Here is an 18,312-nt window from a genome sequence, read left to right as displayed (position 1 = left end):
GAACTAAACCCTTTTACAATTTATCTCCAGTGTTGTGGAATGGTTTTTACCACATAGAAACATAGAATTTGTAGTTTTTTTTAAAAGAAATAGATAGACGTCATACTATTCACATAGCTAATCTATGTGAGAAAAAAGTGTTATTTCTATTTTTTTCTATAACGGTTTACTTTAATCTATGATTCTATGTGGTTAATTTACTATCTTACTTTGTATTTCATCCAACAGTTTATTTATAATTTACTGATGTAACTCCCAAACGGATCCTTGAACTGATAGCCTTCAGAAAATCGATCTTTGCTCAACTTTTTATACGAAGCCAAGCCCCACAACAAGAATTCTTTCATAAAATAGTAATCCTCTTTAGGCAATTGTGGTTGGTATTTTTTGATAATGACTTCTAATGGTGTCACACTATCCAAAATAGTTTGATATTCCGAATTCGTGGCATCATCCAATAATTCGAAACCACTTTCGGCAAAAAACCATTCTAAAGTATCGGTGTAAGCTGTTTTTTCTCCTTGTTTTTCGAGTTTTTCAATCTTTGGGAAATAGCCTGGAAAAAAGGTACGAATCGCATCATTGATCAAATGTTGGGCTACCACCGCAGCGCCTTCTTGTTCCCCTTCATAAACCAATTCTACTTTTCCGGTTATGGCAGGAATCACGCCCATAAAATCAGACAAACGCACTGTTGTTGTGCTTTCTCCCGCTTTTAAAGCACGTCGTTCAGCCGTACTAATCAGATTTTCGTAAGCCGTGATGCTCATTCTAGCACTCACGCCACTTTTTGGATCAATAAAATCACTATCTCGCGCTTCAAAGCTAATCTGTTCCAACAAGTCTTTGGCCAAAGCAGGAACATACACCAAATCGGTCTGACTGCTTTCTAGTTTGGCTTCTTGCTGCGTGATGGTACGAGCAATGGCAATAGTTTCTGGGTAATGCGTTAAAATTTGAGAGCCAATACGGTCTTTCAAAGGTGTAACGATACTACCACGATTGGTGTAATCTTCTGGATTGGCGGTAAAAACAAACTGCATATCCAAAGCCATTCTTAACTTATAACCTCGAATTTGTATATCGCCTTCTTGCAAGATATTAAACAAAGCTACCTGAATACGAGCTTGTAAATCGGGCAACTCATTGATGACGAAAATACAGCGATTCGCTCTGGGAATCATCCCAAAATGAATCACGCGATCATCGGCATACGACAATTTTAGATTCGCCGCCTTGATAGGATCGACATCCCCAATCAAATCGGCTACTGTTACATCGGGCGTCGCTAATTTTTCATAAAAACGTTCGCTTCTTGGCAACCAATCTATGGGTGTAGCATCGCCTAATTCGGCAATCAAATCCTTGGCGTAACGAGAGATTGGTCGGAAAGGATCATCATTAATCTCAGAACCCGCCACAATTGGAATGTATTCATCCAACAATTCAACCATTTTTCTAGCCAAACGCGTTTTTGCTTGCCCGCGAAGCCCTAACAAATTGATATTGTGTTTCGACAAAATTGCGCGCTCCAACTCTGGAATCACCGAATGTTCAAATCCGTGTACCCCTTCAAAAGTTGGAATACCCGCTTGTAATTTCTTTCTCAAATTATTGCGCAATTCTTCTTTAATCGTTCTTGGCTGATAACCCGATTGTTTTAATGCGCCTAAAGTTGTTATATGCTTCATTGATGGTATTTTTATTTTGATCTTAATTTATGCTTGCTCTATTAAACTTGTAACTGATAACACATAACCCATAACCCATAACCCATAACCCACAACTCATAACCCATAACCCATAACCCATAACCCATAACTCATAACTCATAACTCATAACTCATAACTCATAACTCATAACTCATAACTCATAACTCATAACTCATAACTCATAACCATAACTCACAACCGACAACCGACAACCGATAACTGATAACTGATACCCGAAAACTACCTAATCCGCTTCTTCCTATTCGCTTCATAATCCTCAAAAATCATTTCACCCAATCCTTTCAAACCCGTATAAAAGGCTTTTCCTTGATTGGCTTCGGTAAAATAAGTCACGAATTTTTGCAAATACGGATCATTTGCAATCATAAAGGTTGTGATTGGGATATGTAATTTTCTAGCTTGTTGTGCCTGAGTATAACATTTATCTACAATGTATTGATCTAAGCCATTACTATTCATATAATACGAGCCATCTTTCTCCCGCACACAACTTGGCTTCCCGTCGGTAATCATAAAAATTTGCTTGTTGGTGTTGCGTTTTCTTCGGAGTAAATCCATTGCCAATTGCAAACCGGCGACGGTATTGGTATGATAAGGTCCGACTTTTAGATACGGTAAATCCTTAATCGCAATCGTCCAAGCATCATTTCCAAAAACCAAAATATCCAAAGTATCTTTTGGGTATCTGGTTGTAATCAGTTCAGCCAATGCCATCGCTACTTTTTTGGCAGGTGTGATACGGTCTTCGCCGTACAAAATCATACTGTGGCTAATATCAATCATCAAAACCGTACTCATTTGGGCTTTGTATTGGGTATCTTCGACCACCAAATCGTTTTCTGTAAGTTTAAAATCGGCTACCCCATTATTGATTTGGGCATTGCGCAAACTTTCGGTCAGCGAAATACGTTCCAAACTGTCTCCAAAATGAAACTCACGAAACTCACCCGTATGTTCATCGCCATCACCGCTATGTTTCGTTTTATGATTGCCATTCCCCGAGCGTTTCATCGTACCAAAAATGGTATCCAACGCTTGCTGACGGATGGCGCGTTCGGTTTTGGCTGTGATACCCGTTCCTGTGGTGCCGTCGTCTTTCAATTCCTCACGGATGTACCCTTTTTTCTTTAAATCTTCAATAAAATCATCGATAGTATAACTGGCATCGGTCAATTTATATTCCTTGTCCAATTCACGCAGCCAAGCAATCGCTTCGTCAAAATCACCCGAAGTATGCGTAATTAATTCTTTAAAAATAGGGAACAAACGGTCAAACGGCGACTGAAATGGCGCTTCGTAGGTCTTAAAATAAAATCCAGCACGGTTTTGGTTTTTCATCGCAAACAACAAAATTGGATTATAAATTTATAGTTTTAACTAACACTACTTCCTAATTCAGGAGCAGGAAAAATGGGCTTTTTAGCCAGCATCGTCCCGTCATCCGCTATATCTTTTCCTTTTTAAAGAAAAAAGAAAAAGGATGCCGCTACTGCCGGGGCTAAAGAGCAGCAAATAGCTTTCTGGTAAGCAGTAAAGCCAATACCCTTTTAAAACGATGCTTTAGAATTTTAAAAGTACAGTATTTTGTTGCGGTGGCTGGTCTAACGTTTATTAATTTTTAGTTAAAAGCAATAATCAAGATTGTACAACTAATCTACTTTCTTAAAAACCAATTCAATACCAGAAGGATTGGTAAGTGTTAGGCGCATATTCGAGATTTGATAGGCGGTACTACTTTCTAAAGAATGTAGCAGTTCACTCTCTCTATTTTTTGAGTCACAAACCATTTCAGTAGTACTACTTTTGGTGAAACGTAAAATCCCTTTTTCAAAAAAAACAGTTCCATTCATACGATTGCATCCAGCATATCCCATAAACGTTCCATTGGTACTATTAATTTCAATATAAGGTAATTGTTTGGCAAATTTATTTAATGACACATTTTCACCGTTCATTTTTTCCAACACCCAAATATCGTGTAATCTAGCATCAATAACATAATACCCACAACCCGAAAAAGTTTTGGAGGTAATAGAATTGTTCGTCATTTCAACCCGAACAGTATAAGGTAATTCTTGACCAGACATTGTATTGGCACATTTTTGTTGCTGAATGGTGATGGCTGCCGTTCCAGCAGAAGTAGTCAATCGATAGGTTTTTACATTGGCATCCATTGCTCTTATGGGATCAATATGCGGCGCGGTAAATGACTTAAAATCGGGCAACAATGAAGTAAACGCTATCTCTGTAGCACTAATTTTCAAGCTCCACTCAGGTTCGTTACCCATCGCTCGAAAATAAATTCCTTGCTCCATATTTTCTATTTGCTCCTGATAGGTCTTGCTTGGTTTTGTGTGCAAAGAAGTATCGGCTGGAGCATTGATGGCAGTTTTACAACCCAAAAACAATACAATCACAAAAAGTAAACGGCTGTAATGTAACATAAGGCAATTGTTTTAGAAAGTAACCCCTAAATTTAGCGAAAAAACTACTATGTCTAAAAAAAAAGACCATCTATATAATACCAATGTCCTTCCACTTTTTTAAAAGTAGAGCGCTCATGATGAATGTATGCTTTGGCATCTGGACCTTTAAAAAAAGCTTTAAATTCAACAATTGTATCCTCAAAAGAAATAATCTCTAATTTTTGCCATTGGTTTTCGCTAGCCCAGCGCAAAATTTCATCTTTAGAAAAAAGGTTTCTTGTACTTTCGTGTGTAGTTGCAATCAAATAGTCAGCATTTTTAACCACATAAGCGCTATATCGTGATTGCATCAATGCCAAAGCAGTTGGCGCGCTTTCGTAGCCTAAAATATATTTTTCACAACATTCTATAAAAGCCAGTCCAGAGCCGCAAGGGCAAACACTATTGTTCATCTTCGGGATTTATTTTCTGAAACAACTGATTCAGCAAGACTTGATATTTACTGATTTCGATTAAATCGGCATCATCTTCAGAATGGTCTAGAAGTTCGTCCAACGCTTCACTAACTTCGGTTAATTTATTATTGGCTTCACGGTTTTGCTTTTGTGCCATCAAATCGATGATTTCTTGCACTTGTATTTTCAATAGGTCAAAAGGGTTCTGGCTCATCTTATTCATTTTTAGACGCTTGGTCTGCATTAAACTTTTTTACGATTTCTTTCAATTTTGCTTTGCGCTCCATAGAGGCTTTCTTTGCCTTATCTTGGGCTTTGTGCAACTTGTCGTTGTGTTTCTTTATGTTTCTTTCATTGTTTCTTCCCATTGTATGCTGCGTTTTATTTCTTCAAGAGAGCGTTCGGTGTATATAATTTGCTCGATTATTCTTTTTCTTAATTCGTCTATATCTTCATAGTCAAAATACTTCGCCCAATTGGTCAATTCGAATAAGTTCCGAATTTGCTTGATTTTTTTGGTAGTCTCAAAACTAGTACGAAGCACTGCTTTTTGATCGTAATTGGGATTTTGTTTGTGCTGATAATTTACGGTTCGTTTGGTGTAATCTGCAGCGATGTAATACAACTTATCTTCGGCGTTATCGGGATAAAAATCCTCCCAACGCGCAAATCCTACTTTAAATTTAGAGCTTGTGGCAGGTTCCAAGGGTTCCAATCGCCACTTACTATTCGCAAATCGTCCCCAATGATTGGATAAACGAAACATCCCTTCAGGAGTATAATAATACTTACTGCCCGAGGCGCTATGATATTGCAAAACCAATCCCTCAATTTGCTCCATACCAACCTCATAAAACACACAAAAAGTGTTTTTAAAAGATTGCGGCGCAGGTCGAAAAACGTTTTTCATAGCTGCAAAGGTAAGCAGAATAACCAAAACCAAGATAATAGCCATAATTATTGTGTATCTTTGCACTTTATAAATTTGAAGTTTCAAGATCATGGAAAAAGGAATACCAAGCAAAATGCTTAAAAAAGGGGTTTACACAGGAATAGTAGAACAGGACGAAAACAACAACTTTTTTTGTGGCACCTATTTACTTGATTATAAAATGGCTTTACAATTTAAATTAGGCGACGTCATCACCATCAAATCGATTATAGAAAACCCAAGCGACAAAAGTTATGGTAAGTATCCAAAAAAATCAAGAAACTTTGACAAAGCCAATTTAAAACCAGAGCAGTAGTATTTTTATTTTCATAAACCACTATAAATCAAAGACTTTGGTTAGTTTTTGATTTTTTTTTAGTCCTAAACTAAAAACATAAAAAAAAGTGTACCTTTGCAAAAAATTTGTCGATTTTGAATCACATTTCATCATTTGACCTTAAAATTCAATAAGTTACCTTATTTATGAAAAAAATCGTAGAATACCGTAAACTACTAAATGTAGACAAAACTGTAGAGTTAAAAGAATTAAAGACTATTTATCGCAATGCGATGAAAGACGCGCATCCTGATAAATTTCAAGGGGATGAAGCAGGTTTAAAAGCGGCTGAAGAAAGAAGTAAAGAAATTATTGAAGCTTATCACTTTCTAGTGAGTATCAATCCAGAGACAATCAAAGCTAATTTGCCAGAATACAACGAAACAGTTAAATCTTGCACCATTACTGATTACAAATATGAAGACGCAAGATTGACTGTCAACTTTTCAAACGGAAGCGTATACGAATACCTAAGCGTACCAAAAGCTAGTTATATCAAAATGGTTAATGCTGATTCACCTAGTAGATATGCTAAAAGACATATTTTCAATGCTTATGCATGGAGAAAAACAATTAATCAAGACTAATAATTCTTGAAAACACATTAAAAAAGCACTCTAAATGAGTGCTTTTTTATTGAGTTCTTAAATGTTCCTTAAAAAAAGAACACTATAACAAAAATTTAGGGTGCAATAGTGTGCGTAATTTATAAATTTAAATACTTTTGCAAACAAAATCTAATAACATAACTCAAAAATGAAAAAAATCATTTTATTATTGTCTGCTTCTGTTGTATTATTTTCATGCAACAAAGACTCCTACACTATTTCTGGTACTGCCAAAGGAATTGAAAATGGAAAAACCATCATTTTAGAAAGTCAAGATGACAAACTAGGTGTAATTGCTATTGATACTGTAAAAGTAGAAAATGGTAAATTTGAAATCGAAGGTAAAGCTACTGAACCCGCATTCCACTTAATAACAGTTGAAGGCATTCAAGGTAAATTACCATTCATCCTAGAAAACGGATCTATTGAAATCGTAATCAACAAAGATACCCTTCAAAAATCTAAAATTTCTGGAACTTACAACAACGACGAATACACTGCATTCAACGAAGAAATTACAAAAGTTCAAAAGAAACTAGTAGATTTCCAAACTGCTAATACGCAAAAAATGAATGATGCTCAAGCTAAAAAAGATACAGCCGTTATCAACAGCTTGATGAAAGAATTCATGACTATCCAACAAGAAGTTAGTACTGCATCAAAAACAAAATACATTTCTTATGCAGAAACTCACCCAAAATCATTCATTAGTGCATTGATCGTTCAAGGAATGTTGAATGACCCATCTACTGATGTTAAAAAAGCAGAAAAACTATACGAAAGTTTAGAGGAATCTCTAAAAAACACTAAACCAGGTAAAGCAATCAAAGCTCGTTTGACTGAAATGAAAGCACCAACAGTAGGTGCAACAGCTCCTGCAGCTCCAGGTTCAGCAAAATGAAGAGCCGACTTTTCTGCGCCTAACCCGCAAGGAAAAGTGATTAGCTTAAAACAAAGCTTAGGTAAAGTTACTATAGTTGATTTTTGGGCTTCATGGTGTCCTCCATGTAGAAAAGAAAATCCAAATATGGTAGCACTATACAAAGAATTACACCCAAAAGGATTAAATATCGTTGGTGTTTCCTTAGACAAATCAGCAAAAGCTTGGAAAGAAGCGATTGCAAAAGATGGACTAACATGGACACAAGTTTCAAATTTGAAATTTTGGGATGAACCAATTGCAAAACAATATAAAGTTGAAGCCATTCCAGCTACATTTGTGCTAGATGCTTCAGGAAATATAGTAGCACAAGGATTAAGTGGTGCAGCTCTAAAAGCCAAAGTAGTGGAACTTTTAGCTAAAAAATAGTCCTAACTACTAAAAAATAAAAAAATCTCCCTAGTGGAGATTTTTTTATTTTATTCACTACCAATACATTAAAAAATATCCGAAAATTAAGTGTATTTTTTATTTGGAGAACTCAAAAGTGTTCTTATATTTGCATCCGGTTAGCACAATAAGCAACAGCTTATGAGTCTTGGGGAGATACTCAAGCGGCCAACGAGGGCAGACTGTAAATCTGCTGTGAAAACTTCGCAGGTTCGAATCCTGCTCTCCCCACAAAAAAAGTCCCGATGCAAATCGGGACTTTTTATTTATACCAGTATGGATGAAGTTCAAACTTTGTGATTTTGAAATAAAATAAAAAAACCCACAAAGATGAATCTTTAAAAATTTGTGGGTTTAAAAATAGAATCAAAAGCTTAAACTTAACACTACTATTTAATAGCTGTTAACGGCAATGTAAATGGAATCTGTAGTAATGGTACGAAGTTGTCAGTTACAGAGTAAGCTGTAAGCACGAAATTATATACTCCTGCATTATTTTGCGGATTATTATTTTGTACCCAGTCATTTATTCCATTAGTTAATAAATCAGCAATGCCCTTTCCGTGATCTGCAACTGTAATTGTTGTAGGCGTCACCATTAATACAGGAACATCAATAGCAAAAGTAGTTCCAGGAATAATATAGGTATAATCGCATTGCATTTTTATAGCAAACTCGGTTATAGCGCTGTTTATGTTTTCTGTTAAAGAATCAAACAAAGCAAGCATCTGATCATTCAGTGTACGTTTTGGCTCTATCGGATAAGTATTAGTGCCTATAGTAGCAATATCTATCGCATTTTTACTATTTAAAAGCGGAATAAGCTTATTATAAAACATTACCTGCGGTGTCTGATAAATAAACAACGGATTAGTTGTCTGCCATGTTCCGTCTTCATTTTGCAACAACTCTTCATTTCTAATAACCGCCACGCTGCTCCAGGCATTTTGAGCACTTAAAATATCAAGTTTGCTTAGCTTAATAGTTCTTGAAGGATCGTTATTTCGGTCATCATACATTAGATATTCTCGATCACCTAAGTTATCTAATCGATAATACAAATATTGATTTTGTTCGCCTTCAACAAGTACACTTGTATAACCATCAATTACAACATTAACGATATTATTACTAGATTGCTGATTGTTAAAATCAACAGTCACAATTAAATATTCGGTTAATTCCTGAGCACTTTCGGTAATAGTATACGACAGTGTAAACGGCGGAGCAGGTGCAGCAAGATCTCCATTAGTTTTAAACACTGGCTTTCTCGGATTGACCTGATTGGTAACTGACCATTGATCAGCCACTTCATTTACTATATCAATAAATGCCAGTAATGCATAACGGGCATTTTCTGCCAAAGGAGACTCAGAATTTAAAGTTTCTGGAGTAAGAAGAGCTAGATAATTATCAAAATCAGCATTAATAGCAGGATAAGAATCTATAAATTGTGCCAATGCCTGATATAAAGGTAAATTTGAACTAGGGCTTGCATAATATTTCTGATTTTCATCGGTTACATTAAACTGGATTTCAGTAACAATCGTATCTTGTGCAGCCGAGGGGTTTTGATAGGTGTAATAGTACTCCCAAGTGCGAGCTTCTTGTATCGTTATCATCTGCGGTTGAATTTGATTATTTACTGGATAATCAAAATTTTGTGCAGAAATAGACGGTGGTGTTGGATAAGCACGTAATGGAACAGGTATAGTAGTTTCACCCACATCACTCATTCTGGCAAGAGGACTTTCTTTATCGTTTATTTCTCCGTCAAGCGGAATAATAAAGGTAAGCCAAGACGAAGCCAAATAATCTGCTAAATCAGGTATTTGAGTAATATCAAACTCCAAATGACTTACTTTATATTCCATATCTCCAAAAGAAAAACTACGGCTCTCTGCAGCATCTTTGGCTTCAAACATATACGTTAGCCAAGAATTACCATTGGCAGTTGGCACTTTAGCCGTAGACAATGAATACTCTGTAGATTTCGGAATAATTTCAGAACCATCAACAGAAGGATTCATACCAAGCATTTTTCCATATAAAGAAGGAACATACGGATACTGTGGTGGTACATTATTAGAGTTTGCATATTCGATTCCTTTGTAAGAAGAACTGATGCTAGCGGTTGTCTGTACAGATGCCACATAACGATACGCATTAGCAAGCTGTATAAGAATCTGCTGCTTCCATTTGTCTTGCGCATTTCCTATATTAGATGGTTCTTTACCTGCATTTGGTTCTATTATAAAATCAATTGTACCTTCTATGGCGTCAGCTAGTTTTTGTTTAGCATCTAAAATAAGCTGTAAATAATCAGGATCTCCGCTAAATACATTTTCGGCAGTTAACAAATAAGCAGGAACAGCATAAGCAGGACTCAAGAATTTGTCTACAGCTTGTAAAAACTGTAAGCCCCAGCTGTCCATATCTATACTGGTAAAGTTTTTTGTAATACCCCTATCTGATGGGTAAGATTCGCCTTGTCTATAAGTAGATACTTTGGCAGAGAAAGATTGTAAACTCGTTGCCAACGGAATTGGAGCAAAATAGTACATTTGATCTCTGTTAAATCCAAATTTAAGACCATTAGTTCCGGTACTATCAAAACGTACCATCCAAAGCGGAGCATTTGCTGTAGTGTCACTGTTTCCTTTGGTTAAATTAGCACCGCTTGCCACTTTAAGTACAATTCCGTTAACAGGCTGATTGATAAAAGTAGTTTCAAATTGCGCTGCAAAATAAGACAGTGTTAACATACCCTCTGAACTATCTTTTGATAAAGGCTGTATAACGGTAATAGCAGAAGCTACTCCAGCAACATTAATAAAATTAGGATCGAGATTAGCAATACGTTTCATAGTCAGACTTGTAGAAATCAAAGCGATTTCTGGTAGAGTCGTAATATTTGCTGTTGTTACAGCAGTACTTATTGTGTACGTTTTTAAATCTGTCGGTTGTTCTCCGTTAATAACAGCTTTTAAATAACCAATAACAGGATTAATAAAATTGGCTAACAAATCACTGTTTGCAATGCTGTGCTCTGTAATCGTAGTATCTCCCTGAGCATTTACCTCATCTTCTACTGTCGTTGTAAAACTAACAGCCATATCATTATTAAGCTGATACAGAATATTCATGTACGTAATCAAATCTATATGAGCATTATTCTGCGCTCCATCGCCTATATAGCGTACATTGTTGAAATTAAAATTCAGATCAATGTTTGGTCCATCATTTACCAAATTAAAGATATAGGATACTGATACCGATGGCCATTGGCTTATTGCAATAATTGCATCAGAATATAATAACGGCATTGATGCATTTAATGGTGCAGTACCATTTGGCGGCACGTTTCCAAACATATCCTGCCAGTTTAGTAGCATTTCTACTGTTGTACCAATTCCTGCATAAGGGTTAGGATATTCAGGATCTGTTCCAGCTGGCTGCACGTATTTATAATAAGGTACAACAGCGCTGTAGTTCCAATCTGCAACATCATCATTAGCAGAAGGATTTCCGTTCTTCGTATTACGGATCGCTTCATCATCCATAGAATCTACTGGTCCCGCAGGTGTTGGATTAATGTAAGCAGGTATTGCAGGCACTGAAAGACCTATAAGGTTGAATTGTGTTTCTAAATATATATTATCTTCCGCAATTGTTGGTACTGGCTGTGTAGGGACATAATCCCCCGGATTTTTGCGTGAAACTTCATAACCCACTGTTCCTGGTAGTAAGGTAGCAACCCTAGTTGTATATTGCTTTTCTTCTGGAGTAGTTTCTGGTGACTGTATGTAAACAGAAGTTGTTGAAGTGTCTATAACATCTCCTATAACTACAGTATTTACAAAGGGATTTAATATTAAATTATCATAGGTAATTACTAAAGCCAAATTAGCTATTCCGTTGTTTGCGAATAAAGTATCTGGCAGTCCTTTGTTTTCATTATTGTTGTAGTAGAAGTAGAAACCACCGCTGCGAACAATACTGCATTCCCATAATAATTTAATAAAATCTCCTGCACTGTTTAAAGTGTTATAATTTCTCACAGGTGTATCAAAAACAGCATTCATCATAAGCATCGATTCTACAGGATTTGTTTCTGTAGAAAGATTCGCCTGAACAATAGCGGTTTTAAAGTCTCCATTAGCATCAGAAATATAACCGCCTTCTGAGTTTTGTGTTGGGTCCGGCTGGTACAATACCTGAATTTGCTGAATAGTTTTCGTCCCGTCACTATCATCATGAGTATTCAAATAAGTTAGTAATTCCTGCAGATAAACTGTTCCAGCATCATCAGCACCTACCAAATTATACATATTATTAGACAATGGTGTGATCTGCCCATCAGAAGCTGTTATTTTTTGCAGAGAAAAATTCACAACAGTTCCCCAGGTATAATTAGCAACATTTGCTTTAGTTGTCCCAGAATTAGTAGTTGTTAAAGTTTTTACTTCAAACGACCAGTCTCCAGATTCAGCAAAAATAGTTGTTAAGTTTGATGGTAATTTCCATAAAACAGGTTTATTCGTTATTTCAGGATAATAATCACCAGGATACTGCCATAAAGTCGGAGCGCCTAATGAAAATGTTTGTGGTGTGTCGTTATAATTAATTAACGGAGCAGGTCCATAATCCAGTGTTGGCGATAGTTTAACGGAAGCAACATCTTTTATGTGCTGAATCTCGTTATCATCAATTGTTATGGTAAGCGTATTATTAGTTCCTGAAACCATTGTTATCCATGATACATTTGGATTTTGAAGCAATACAGAGTATTTATCACCTTTTTGCAACGTTGACGGAATTGCAATCTGTTGGCCTGTTAATACATACAACGGCTGAGTTTTTCCTATTGTTGCATCCGGCGGTTCTGGTAAACGTAAACCATGAAGCATAAAACGTGAAGCCATACCTCCAATTCCCTGCACGCTGTCATTTACAGCATTAGTAACAACATCACTTATTTTAGCAGAAAGTGCTTCTTGTTTATTTAGATAATCTAAAGCTGCTTGTAGAGTTTGTTTGGCAATTAAAGCAATAAAATCAGTAAACATAAATGTTGGAAACGACAAGTTATGCTGTTCTTCATACGTTGGATCAATTATAGTGCTGCATTCAGAGGTATCAAAATATTCAGCTGTAATTCCTGATTGATAATCAACTCCTGTAGAAGCAAGTAGCAATGTTATATCACTGATATAATTTTGGGTACCCGTCATGTTTTTTGTAGAAAAATCGATAGCTGTACCCAAATTTCCGTTTAAGTCAGTATTCAAAATCAATTCTGGAACTACTGGAAAAACAGCTGCATCCATACTACCGTTTTGATTGGCATCAACCGCACTGATATTCAGTTGAAAGTAATTACTAAAAAAAGTTTGTATATCATCATTTGCCGCATTGCTATAATTAAATGGGGCAACATGATTTGGTCTTGTATTAAAATAACAAAGTAAAATACTTATTTGATCTGCTGTTATCTCCTGCCCTTTTAGCCAATCTAAACCAGTATTTGCATTAGTATTTCCAACTAATGAATTAATTGTCCAGTAAAGTACACCTTCACTTAAAGCAGACAGACTGTTATCCGAAGCGTCTGTATTGATATAAAGCATGGATGCATATTGAGGACCTGATGAACCTGCTTCTCCAGAAACAGTTAACTGTGGAAAAAACATTAAATCAAGCGGTACTTTTGCAGACGGGTAAATGGGTTGCCATTTTAAGTAAACAGGCGCTGCAGCAAATAGTCGTTTAGCGCTGAAATCTGCTAGTTCTAATGGCGTATTGGCCTGAGATCCTTTTATTGGACAATAGTTCCAAGGTGCACGTGCAGATGTGTCGCTTCCTATGACAAATGAAGCACTGATTGTAGCACTGAAATGTAAAGATACTTTGATAGAGAACAAACCTAAGTTAATTTTTACGGTAAGCTTTACCGAAACTCCAGCTTCAAAAGTAATCGGAATTGGTTTATAACTTTCGATTATCATTGTTATATAAGCATAAGCCATAATATCGAGCCTAGCAGATATAATCGCAAAATTGATTTCTCCGTATATATGTCCAGTTAAACCAAAAGTTCCTTGAATTTTATAGTATGTTTCATCATAAGTTTGCAAAGACGTATTAGCAGTAAAGAAACCTAAAGTACCTTGAAAAATACCTACAGCAGTTAAAGAAAGACCTGCTTTTAAAATACCTTGATCTACTGTTTTGCCAACTCCTAAAGAAAGTCCTAAACCAAATTCTATAACTGGATTAAATACTCCGCAAGATGTCGCTGGTACGCTAGATGATGTCGCACCACTAAGGTAGCCGAAATAAAAACCACCAAATCCAACAAAAGGGAATACTTGAACGGAAAATGATCTTGAAAAATCAGTTATACTAGCTGGAAATCCAAAATCAAGATAGAAGTTACCATTGGTATATATTTTTACGCCAACGATAGGAAGTGTAACTGAAACTTCTCCAAATTCGAGATGACGAAATTGATCGGGTAACTGCAAATCAATTTGATACATCCCAATAGTATCGTTTATTTTTTTATACAGAATTTCAAATTGAAGATTTTTAAAAGATCCTGCATCAGGACTTACTCCAACCAATAACCCATACATATTGGGATCGTTAAAAACGGCCGCAATACGATAAAATTTTGCAACTGTAAAATCTGTACCTATAAGCCAGTTACTATTTTGGTCAAAAACCAATGTCCCCGGCTTTGTTGTTTGACTTAGTGAAGGCACAGGTATTGTAGTAGAACTATCCTCTGATGTTGTTGTAAAGGCATTTTCTAAGGCAGTAATTGTTGCATCTACAGAATCTAGATTAGGAACATCATACATAGTTACATGCTGTCCCATAGCAAGCATTTTCAAATCAAAAAACTGACTTCCCATTCCAGGCACAGGAGGCATTTTAGTAGCATCACTTCCTTTGCCGTCTTTCTGTAGTGGAGAATCATTTTCAATAGGAAGTCCTAAGAATGTACCTTCAAAATACATGTAAACACCGCTTCCTGTAAGTGAATCGTCTTTGGTAATTTTGAGCGATTTTATATTGATAAATCCTAAATCGACATTAATTGGAATGGTTGCAACAATACTGCTTTGCGCAGAATCTTTATATCGGGTGTAAGTAAATTCAAAACCAGATAAGTCTATAGTGTTTAATAAGTTCCAAGGAGCAGGAAGACTAAATCCTGGGCTGAAAGTTCCCACAAATGTACTGATAAGTTCTCCCAATGAAATTTTATCAAACTTTATGTCAATGATATCGTATTTAGAACCACTAGTATAGGTAATTGTACTTGCAAATTCAGGTATTTTTAGATAAACTTCGGTATCTGGCGTACCAAATTTGTATCCTACTATAAAAGTTAGACCAAGCATTTGTCTGGCATCGGCTATACCTGTAATAGTTCCAGATGATTTTCCATCAGTATAAGTAATATCGACATTAGCACTCAAATCTAAGTTAAATGAACTGAATTGTAAATGCCAGTCTACATCTCCTTTAACTCTATAAGTTGTAAACTTGTCTTTAGCGTCTGGCACAACCATATCAAAGCTTACATTACTTATTTCTGGAAGGTTATCGTTTACCCACGAAGGGATATTTTCCAAACCAAAAGCAGTCAAGAATGTATAAGCTATATTCCCTAAGGATATCGTTTGATCTTTTCCTGTACTCGCTCCAAAGCTCCAGGCTTTTCCATCATATCCAGCATAAATAGTAAGATCAACTCCGCTGTCTGGTGTACTTGGTCCAATATGAAATAATCCTGTAATTTTTCCTGTAGTGGCTCCTTGCAGACTGTTAACAGCTAAGGATAAACCCGTCATAGTAAAACTAAGATCAGGACTTGATATAGAAAAGAAAACCCAATTGTTTACAATTTTAGAATTGAGTGAATAATTTTTTGAATCAGGTTCAATCTGAATATAAAGTTCTGTAATTTCAGATTGAAGATCTATTGTAGTTCCACTCCAAAATATGGTCAATAAATCTCCTAATTGTATTGTTCCAGAATCTAAAGAAATATCTGTTGAGAAATTTGGATATGTTGTAGTAACAATCAGCAAGTTTGAATCAGGAGGTCCAATTGTAAAATCCCCACTAATTGTGAAAATGACAGCACTATTGTTTTGTAAAGGGTTTTGTACCAATGCTGTTATTTCAATGTTTTTAATGGCAAGCTTTGGTAATATCTGCCATTCATAATCGGGATCAGTACTAATCGCAACAGAAATATATTTAACAAGACTAGCTTGAGTATCATAAGATAGGTCCATTTGTTTAAATCCCAGATCAACCAAGGTACTAAATGGCTGTGGAAGAGCACTTGTAAGATTTACACCTCCAACCATTTGATAAAAATTGGATATGCTTGGATATGGACTATCAAAACTTCCCTGAAGCAGCCAAGTATTGGCAGCAACAGGATAACGCATAGCAAGTTCAAGTACAATATTTGAGTTTATATTTATTTTACCTCCTGTTTTACCAACAACAGGAAGATTGGCATCATAAACCTGAATCCCTACAAAAGGATCACCGAGCGTAAACCAGTCAATACCAGCTATTGGCCATGTACCATTTATTAGAATAGACTTTAAATCTGATAATATTCCTGTATCGGTATTGCTAAAAATCATGGAGAGCTGCATATCGCCTGTTCCAAATGAGGAACTTTCTCCTAATAGTGTAAATTCATTTAACGAATCGTCCCAGTTTGCCGGCTGTAAAACCGATTTAGATATAGTGAAAGTGCCATTTGGAATTAATTCTATATAAAACCTACCTATATGGTTTTCTGCATTCAAAACATCCGGAACAAGATTAAATGTACCTGAACCACTTTGTATTTGATTTTGTATTGCCTGATATAAACTTTTTAGACTTAAGGTATCATTTTGGTTCATAATCTTTTTTTTAGTTCTCGTTATTATAAATCAACATATACAGCAATGCTTTCATTAATTTATCATTTTGAAGTGTGTGAAAATAATTGGACAATGTTGTGAAATAAATATTGATAGGATCCATATTTGAATAGGTTTTCCAAATTAATTGACCTGCAGCATAAAGTGCTGTATTGTCAACCCCTCCATTTACCATATTAGTATTTGTGGTAGTAAAATTCTCTATTAATTTAAATGCAGCTGAATTACAATATTTTGCTTCAAAACAAGCTGCCGTTTCAGGTTGTAAAAGTTTAACATTCTGTAAGGGTAAGGTAGGATAAACATATTTACGGCTTATATCAGATGAGGTTAAATTGATATAGGGAACTGGCATATTAAGAACTAAAGAAGCAGTTCCTTTTCCTTCAAAAACACAAGGTAGAGTACTTTGTGAGTACATATAGTTAAAAGCCGGCCCGGGAATACCTCCCATTTTAACAACAAGAATTTTATCTGATGAAGTACCTGTCTGAGTTAATTTTTGACTAAAATTGGGATCATCATAATTTATGATATCGACCCTATTTTTTAAATCCTGACTCAAAATGTACTCGTTGAGTTTAGGAACTGTTTCATTAAGTCCATGTAATAAAGCTGTTAATCTATCATAACATGGCTGAGTGACAGTTGCAATAACAACTATAACAGCTCCTTTTTTTAAATAAGGTACATCACTGTAATCTTGTGTGTATGCAAGAGAAGCTATTAAATTAAACAAAACACTTTCAGGAGCTGATCCTAAAGACTCAATGGTTCCATCAATATCTCCAATGCCGTAAAGAGGCATCATGTTTATCTTTTTCTCAGTATTTGCAGTAAGAATTGCTTTGTAAGGATCGACTTTAGCAGGAGCAGCATTAGTAAATTGTGTATAATCTGCTTCAGTCATTTGTGGAAGCGGTAAATAATAGTTTTGTCTTGTAAAAATATAATTACCTAAAACAGGGACTTTACCTAAATCAATCACAACTTGCTCTGCAGGGTTTCCTCTATTGATATATAATGCATTTGTCGAACTCCAGCAATAGGGTTGTAATTTTAAGAAAATAGATGTATTTGTTTTAAGAGCTAAATTATCGGCACTATTATCATATCCACCTGTAATCCCAAATGTTAATAAAGGTTGTTGATTTGCATTAAAAGCTGTAGTACTAACAAAGCTGATAGTTGTATTTGCATTGATTACAACTGGTTGAGGATTAGCTGGATTAAGACCTGGAATTAACGTAGCAAGCTTATTTATGGTTGGCGGCTCAGTAGGGGCGTCATCATATATCATTTGAATATTATGATTGAAACCAGCGGTTATTAAACTATACATTATGTTTACCGTATTGGCTTGATGTCCGTAACCTGACGAAGCTGTAACATAAATTCGGATAATTTCATTTTCCTGAGCTTGTAAAAAACGTGTCAATAATACCTGATTTTCCTCAAACGTATTATTATTGACCGTTTCATCTGCTCCAAACAAAGTGGCGATAAAATCTGGAAATGGCATGAT

Annotated in this window: 12 protein-coding genes, 1 tRNA gene and 1 pseudogene; 5 read left to right on the top strand and 9 right to left on the bottom strand. The window is 35.7% G+C overall.

Features of this window, described 5'->3' with window-relative positions; all coding sequences use genetic code 11:
* Positions 1-233 precede the first annotated feature (233 nt).
* From ACZ1AQ_RS10580 to ACZ1AQ_RS10550, 7 genes are all read right to left on the bottom strand, one after another.
* Positions 234-1,691 (bottom strand): magnesium chelatase, encoded by a 1,458-nt coding sequence (locus ACZ1AQ_RS10580; RefSeq protein ID WP_489632872.1) that lies wholly within the window; start codon positions 1,689-1,691, stop codon positions 234-236.
* Positions 1,692-1,953: 262 nt separating this feature from the next.
* Positions 1,954-3,072 (bottom strand): vWA domain-containing protein, encoded by a 1,119-nt coding sequence (locus ACZ1AQ_RS10575; RefSeq protein WP_489632871.1) that lies wholly within the window; start codon positions 3,070-3,072, stop codon positions 1,954-1,956.
* A gap of 311 nt (positions 3,073-3,383) precedes the next feature.
* Positions 3,384-4,178, bottom strand: a complete 795-nt coding sequence (locus ACZ1AQ_RS10570) for an META domain-containing protein (protein WP_489632870.1) — start codon at positions 4,176-4,178, stop codon at positions 3,384-3,386.
* A gap of 53 nt (positions 4,179-4,231) precedes the next feature.
* Positions 4,232-4,612, bottom strand: coding sequence for a YchJ family protein (locus ACZ1AQ_RS10565; protein WP_489632869.1), 381 nt, complete (start codon positions 4,610-4,612; stop codon positions 4,232-4,234).
* Complete coding sequence (locus ACZ1AQ_RS10560; protein WP_489632868.1) at positions 4,602-4,829, bottom strand: hypothetical protein; 228 nt, start codon at positions 4,827-4,829, stop codon at positions 4,602-4,604. The genes ACZ1AQ_RS10565 and ACZ1AQ_RS10560 overlap by 11 nt, the downstream gene beginning before the upstream one ends.
* A 1-nt stretch (position 4,830) precedes the next feature.
* Positions 4,831-4,983 carry a hypothetical protein gene (locus tag ACZ1AQ_RS10555; RefSeq protein WP_489632867.1) on the bottom strand — a complete coding sequence of 51 codons (153 nt, stop codon included), beginning with the start codon at positions 4,981-4,983 and terminating at the stop codon, positions 4,831-4,833.
* Positions 4,956-5,525: a hypothetical protein gene (locus ACZ1AQ_RS10550; RefSeq protein WP_489632981.1), complete on the bottom strand. Its 570-nt coding sequence runs from the start codon at positions 5,523-5,525 to the stop codon at positions 4,956-4,958. Before ACZ1AQ_RS10550 ends, ACZ1AQ_RS10555 begins: the two co-directional genes overlap by 28 nt.
* Before the next feature lie 91 nt (positions 5,526-5,616).
* Between ACZ1AQ_RS10550 and ACZ1AQ_RS10545 the strand changes: the two genes are divergently transcribed.
* From ACZ1AQ_RS10545 to ACZ1AQ_RS10525, 5 genes and pseudogenes are all read left to right on the top strand, one after another.
* Positions 5,617-5,862 carry a hypothetical protein gene (locus ACZ1AQ_RS10545; protein ID WP_489632866.1) on the top strand — a complete coding sequence of 82 codons (246 nt, stop codon included), beginning with the start codon at positions 5,617-5,619 and terminating at the stop codon, positions 5,860-5,862.
* Positions 5,863-6,029: 167 nt separating this feature from the next.
* On the top strand, positions 6,030-6,470 hold the full coding sequence (locus ACZ1AQ_RS10540) for a KTSC domain-containing protein (protein ID WP_489632865.1): 441 nt from the start codon (positions 6,030-6,032) through the stop codon (positions 6,468-6,470).
* Positions 6,471-6,639: 169 nt separating this feature from the next.
* Positions 6,640-7,392, top strand: a complete 753-nt coding sequence (locus ACZ1AQ_RS10535; protein ID WP_489632864.1) for a DUF4369 domain-containing protein — start codon at positions 6,640-6,642, stop codon at positions 7,390-7,392.
* Positions 7,393-7,410: 18 nt separating this feature from the next.
* A pseudogene (locus ACZ1AQ_RS10530) lies at positions 7,411-7,800 on the top strand (peroxiredoxin family protein); the annotation flags it as partial.
* Positions 7,801-7,971: 171 nt separating this feature from the next.
* Positions 7,972-8,052: transfer RNA gene (locus ACZ1AQ_RS10525), tRNA-Tyr, on the top strand.
* Positions 8,053-8,210: 158 nt separating this feature from the next.
* Here the strand turns inward: ACZ1AQ_RS10525 and ACZ1AQ_RS10520 are convergent.
* Positions 8,211-16,010 carry a hypothetical protein gene (locus ACZ1AQ_RS10520; RefSeq protein ID WP_489632863.1) on the bottom strand — a complete coding sequence of 2,600 codons (7,800 nt, stop codon included), beginning with the start codon at positions 16,008-16,010 and terminating at the stop codon, positions 8,211-8,213.
* A 766-nt stretch (positions 16,011-16,776) separates the two neighbouring features.
* The gene (locus tag ACZ1AQ_RS10515) at positions 16,777-18,309 is read right to left on the bottom strand and encodes a hypothetical protein (protein ID WP_489632862.1); all 1,533 of its coding nucleotides are present in this window, start codon (positions 18,307-18,309) and stop codon (positions 16,777-16,779) included.
* Positions 18,310-18,312 lie beyond the last annotated feature (3 nt).

It is taken from the genome of Flavobacterium sp. UM26 (genome assembly GCF_057922445.1).
The sequence above is the reverse complement of the archived record's forward strand: the minus strand, read 5'-3'. Positions and strand labels throughout refer to the sequence as shown.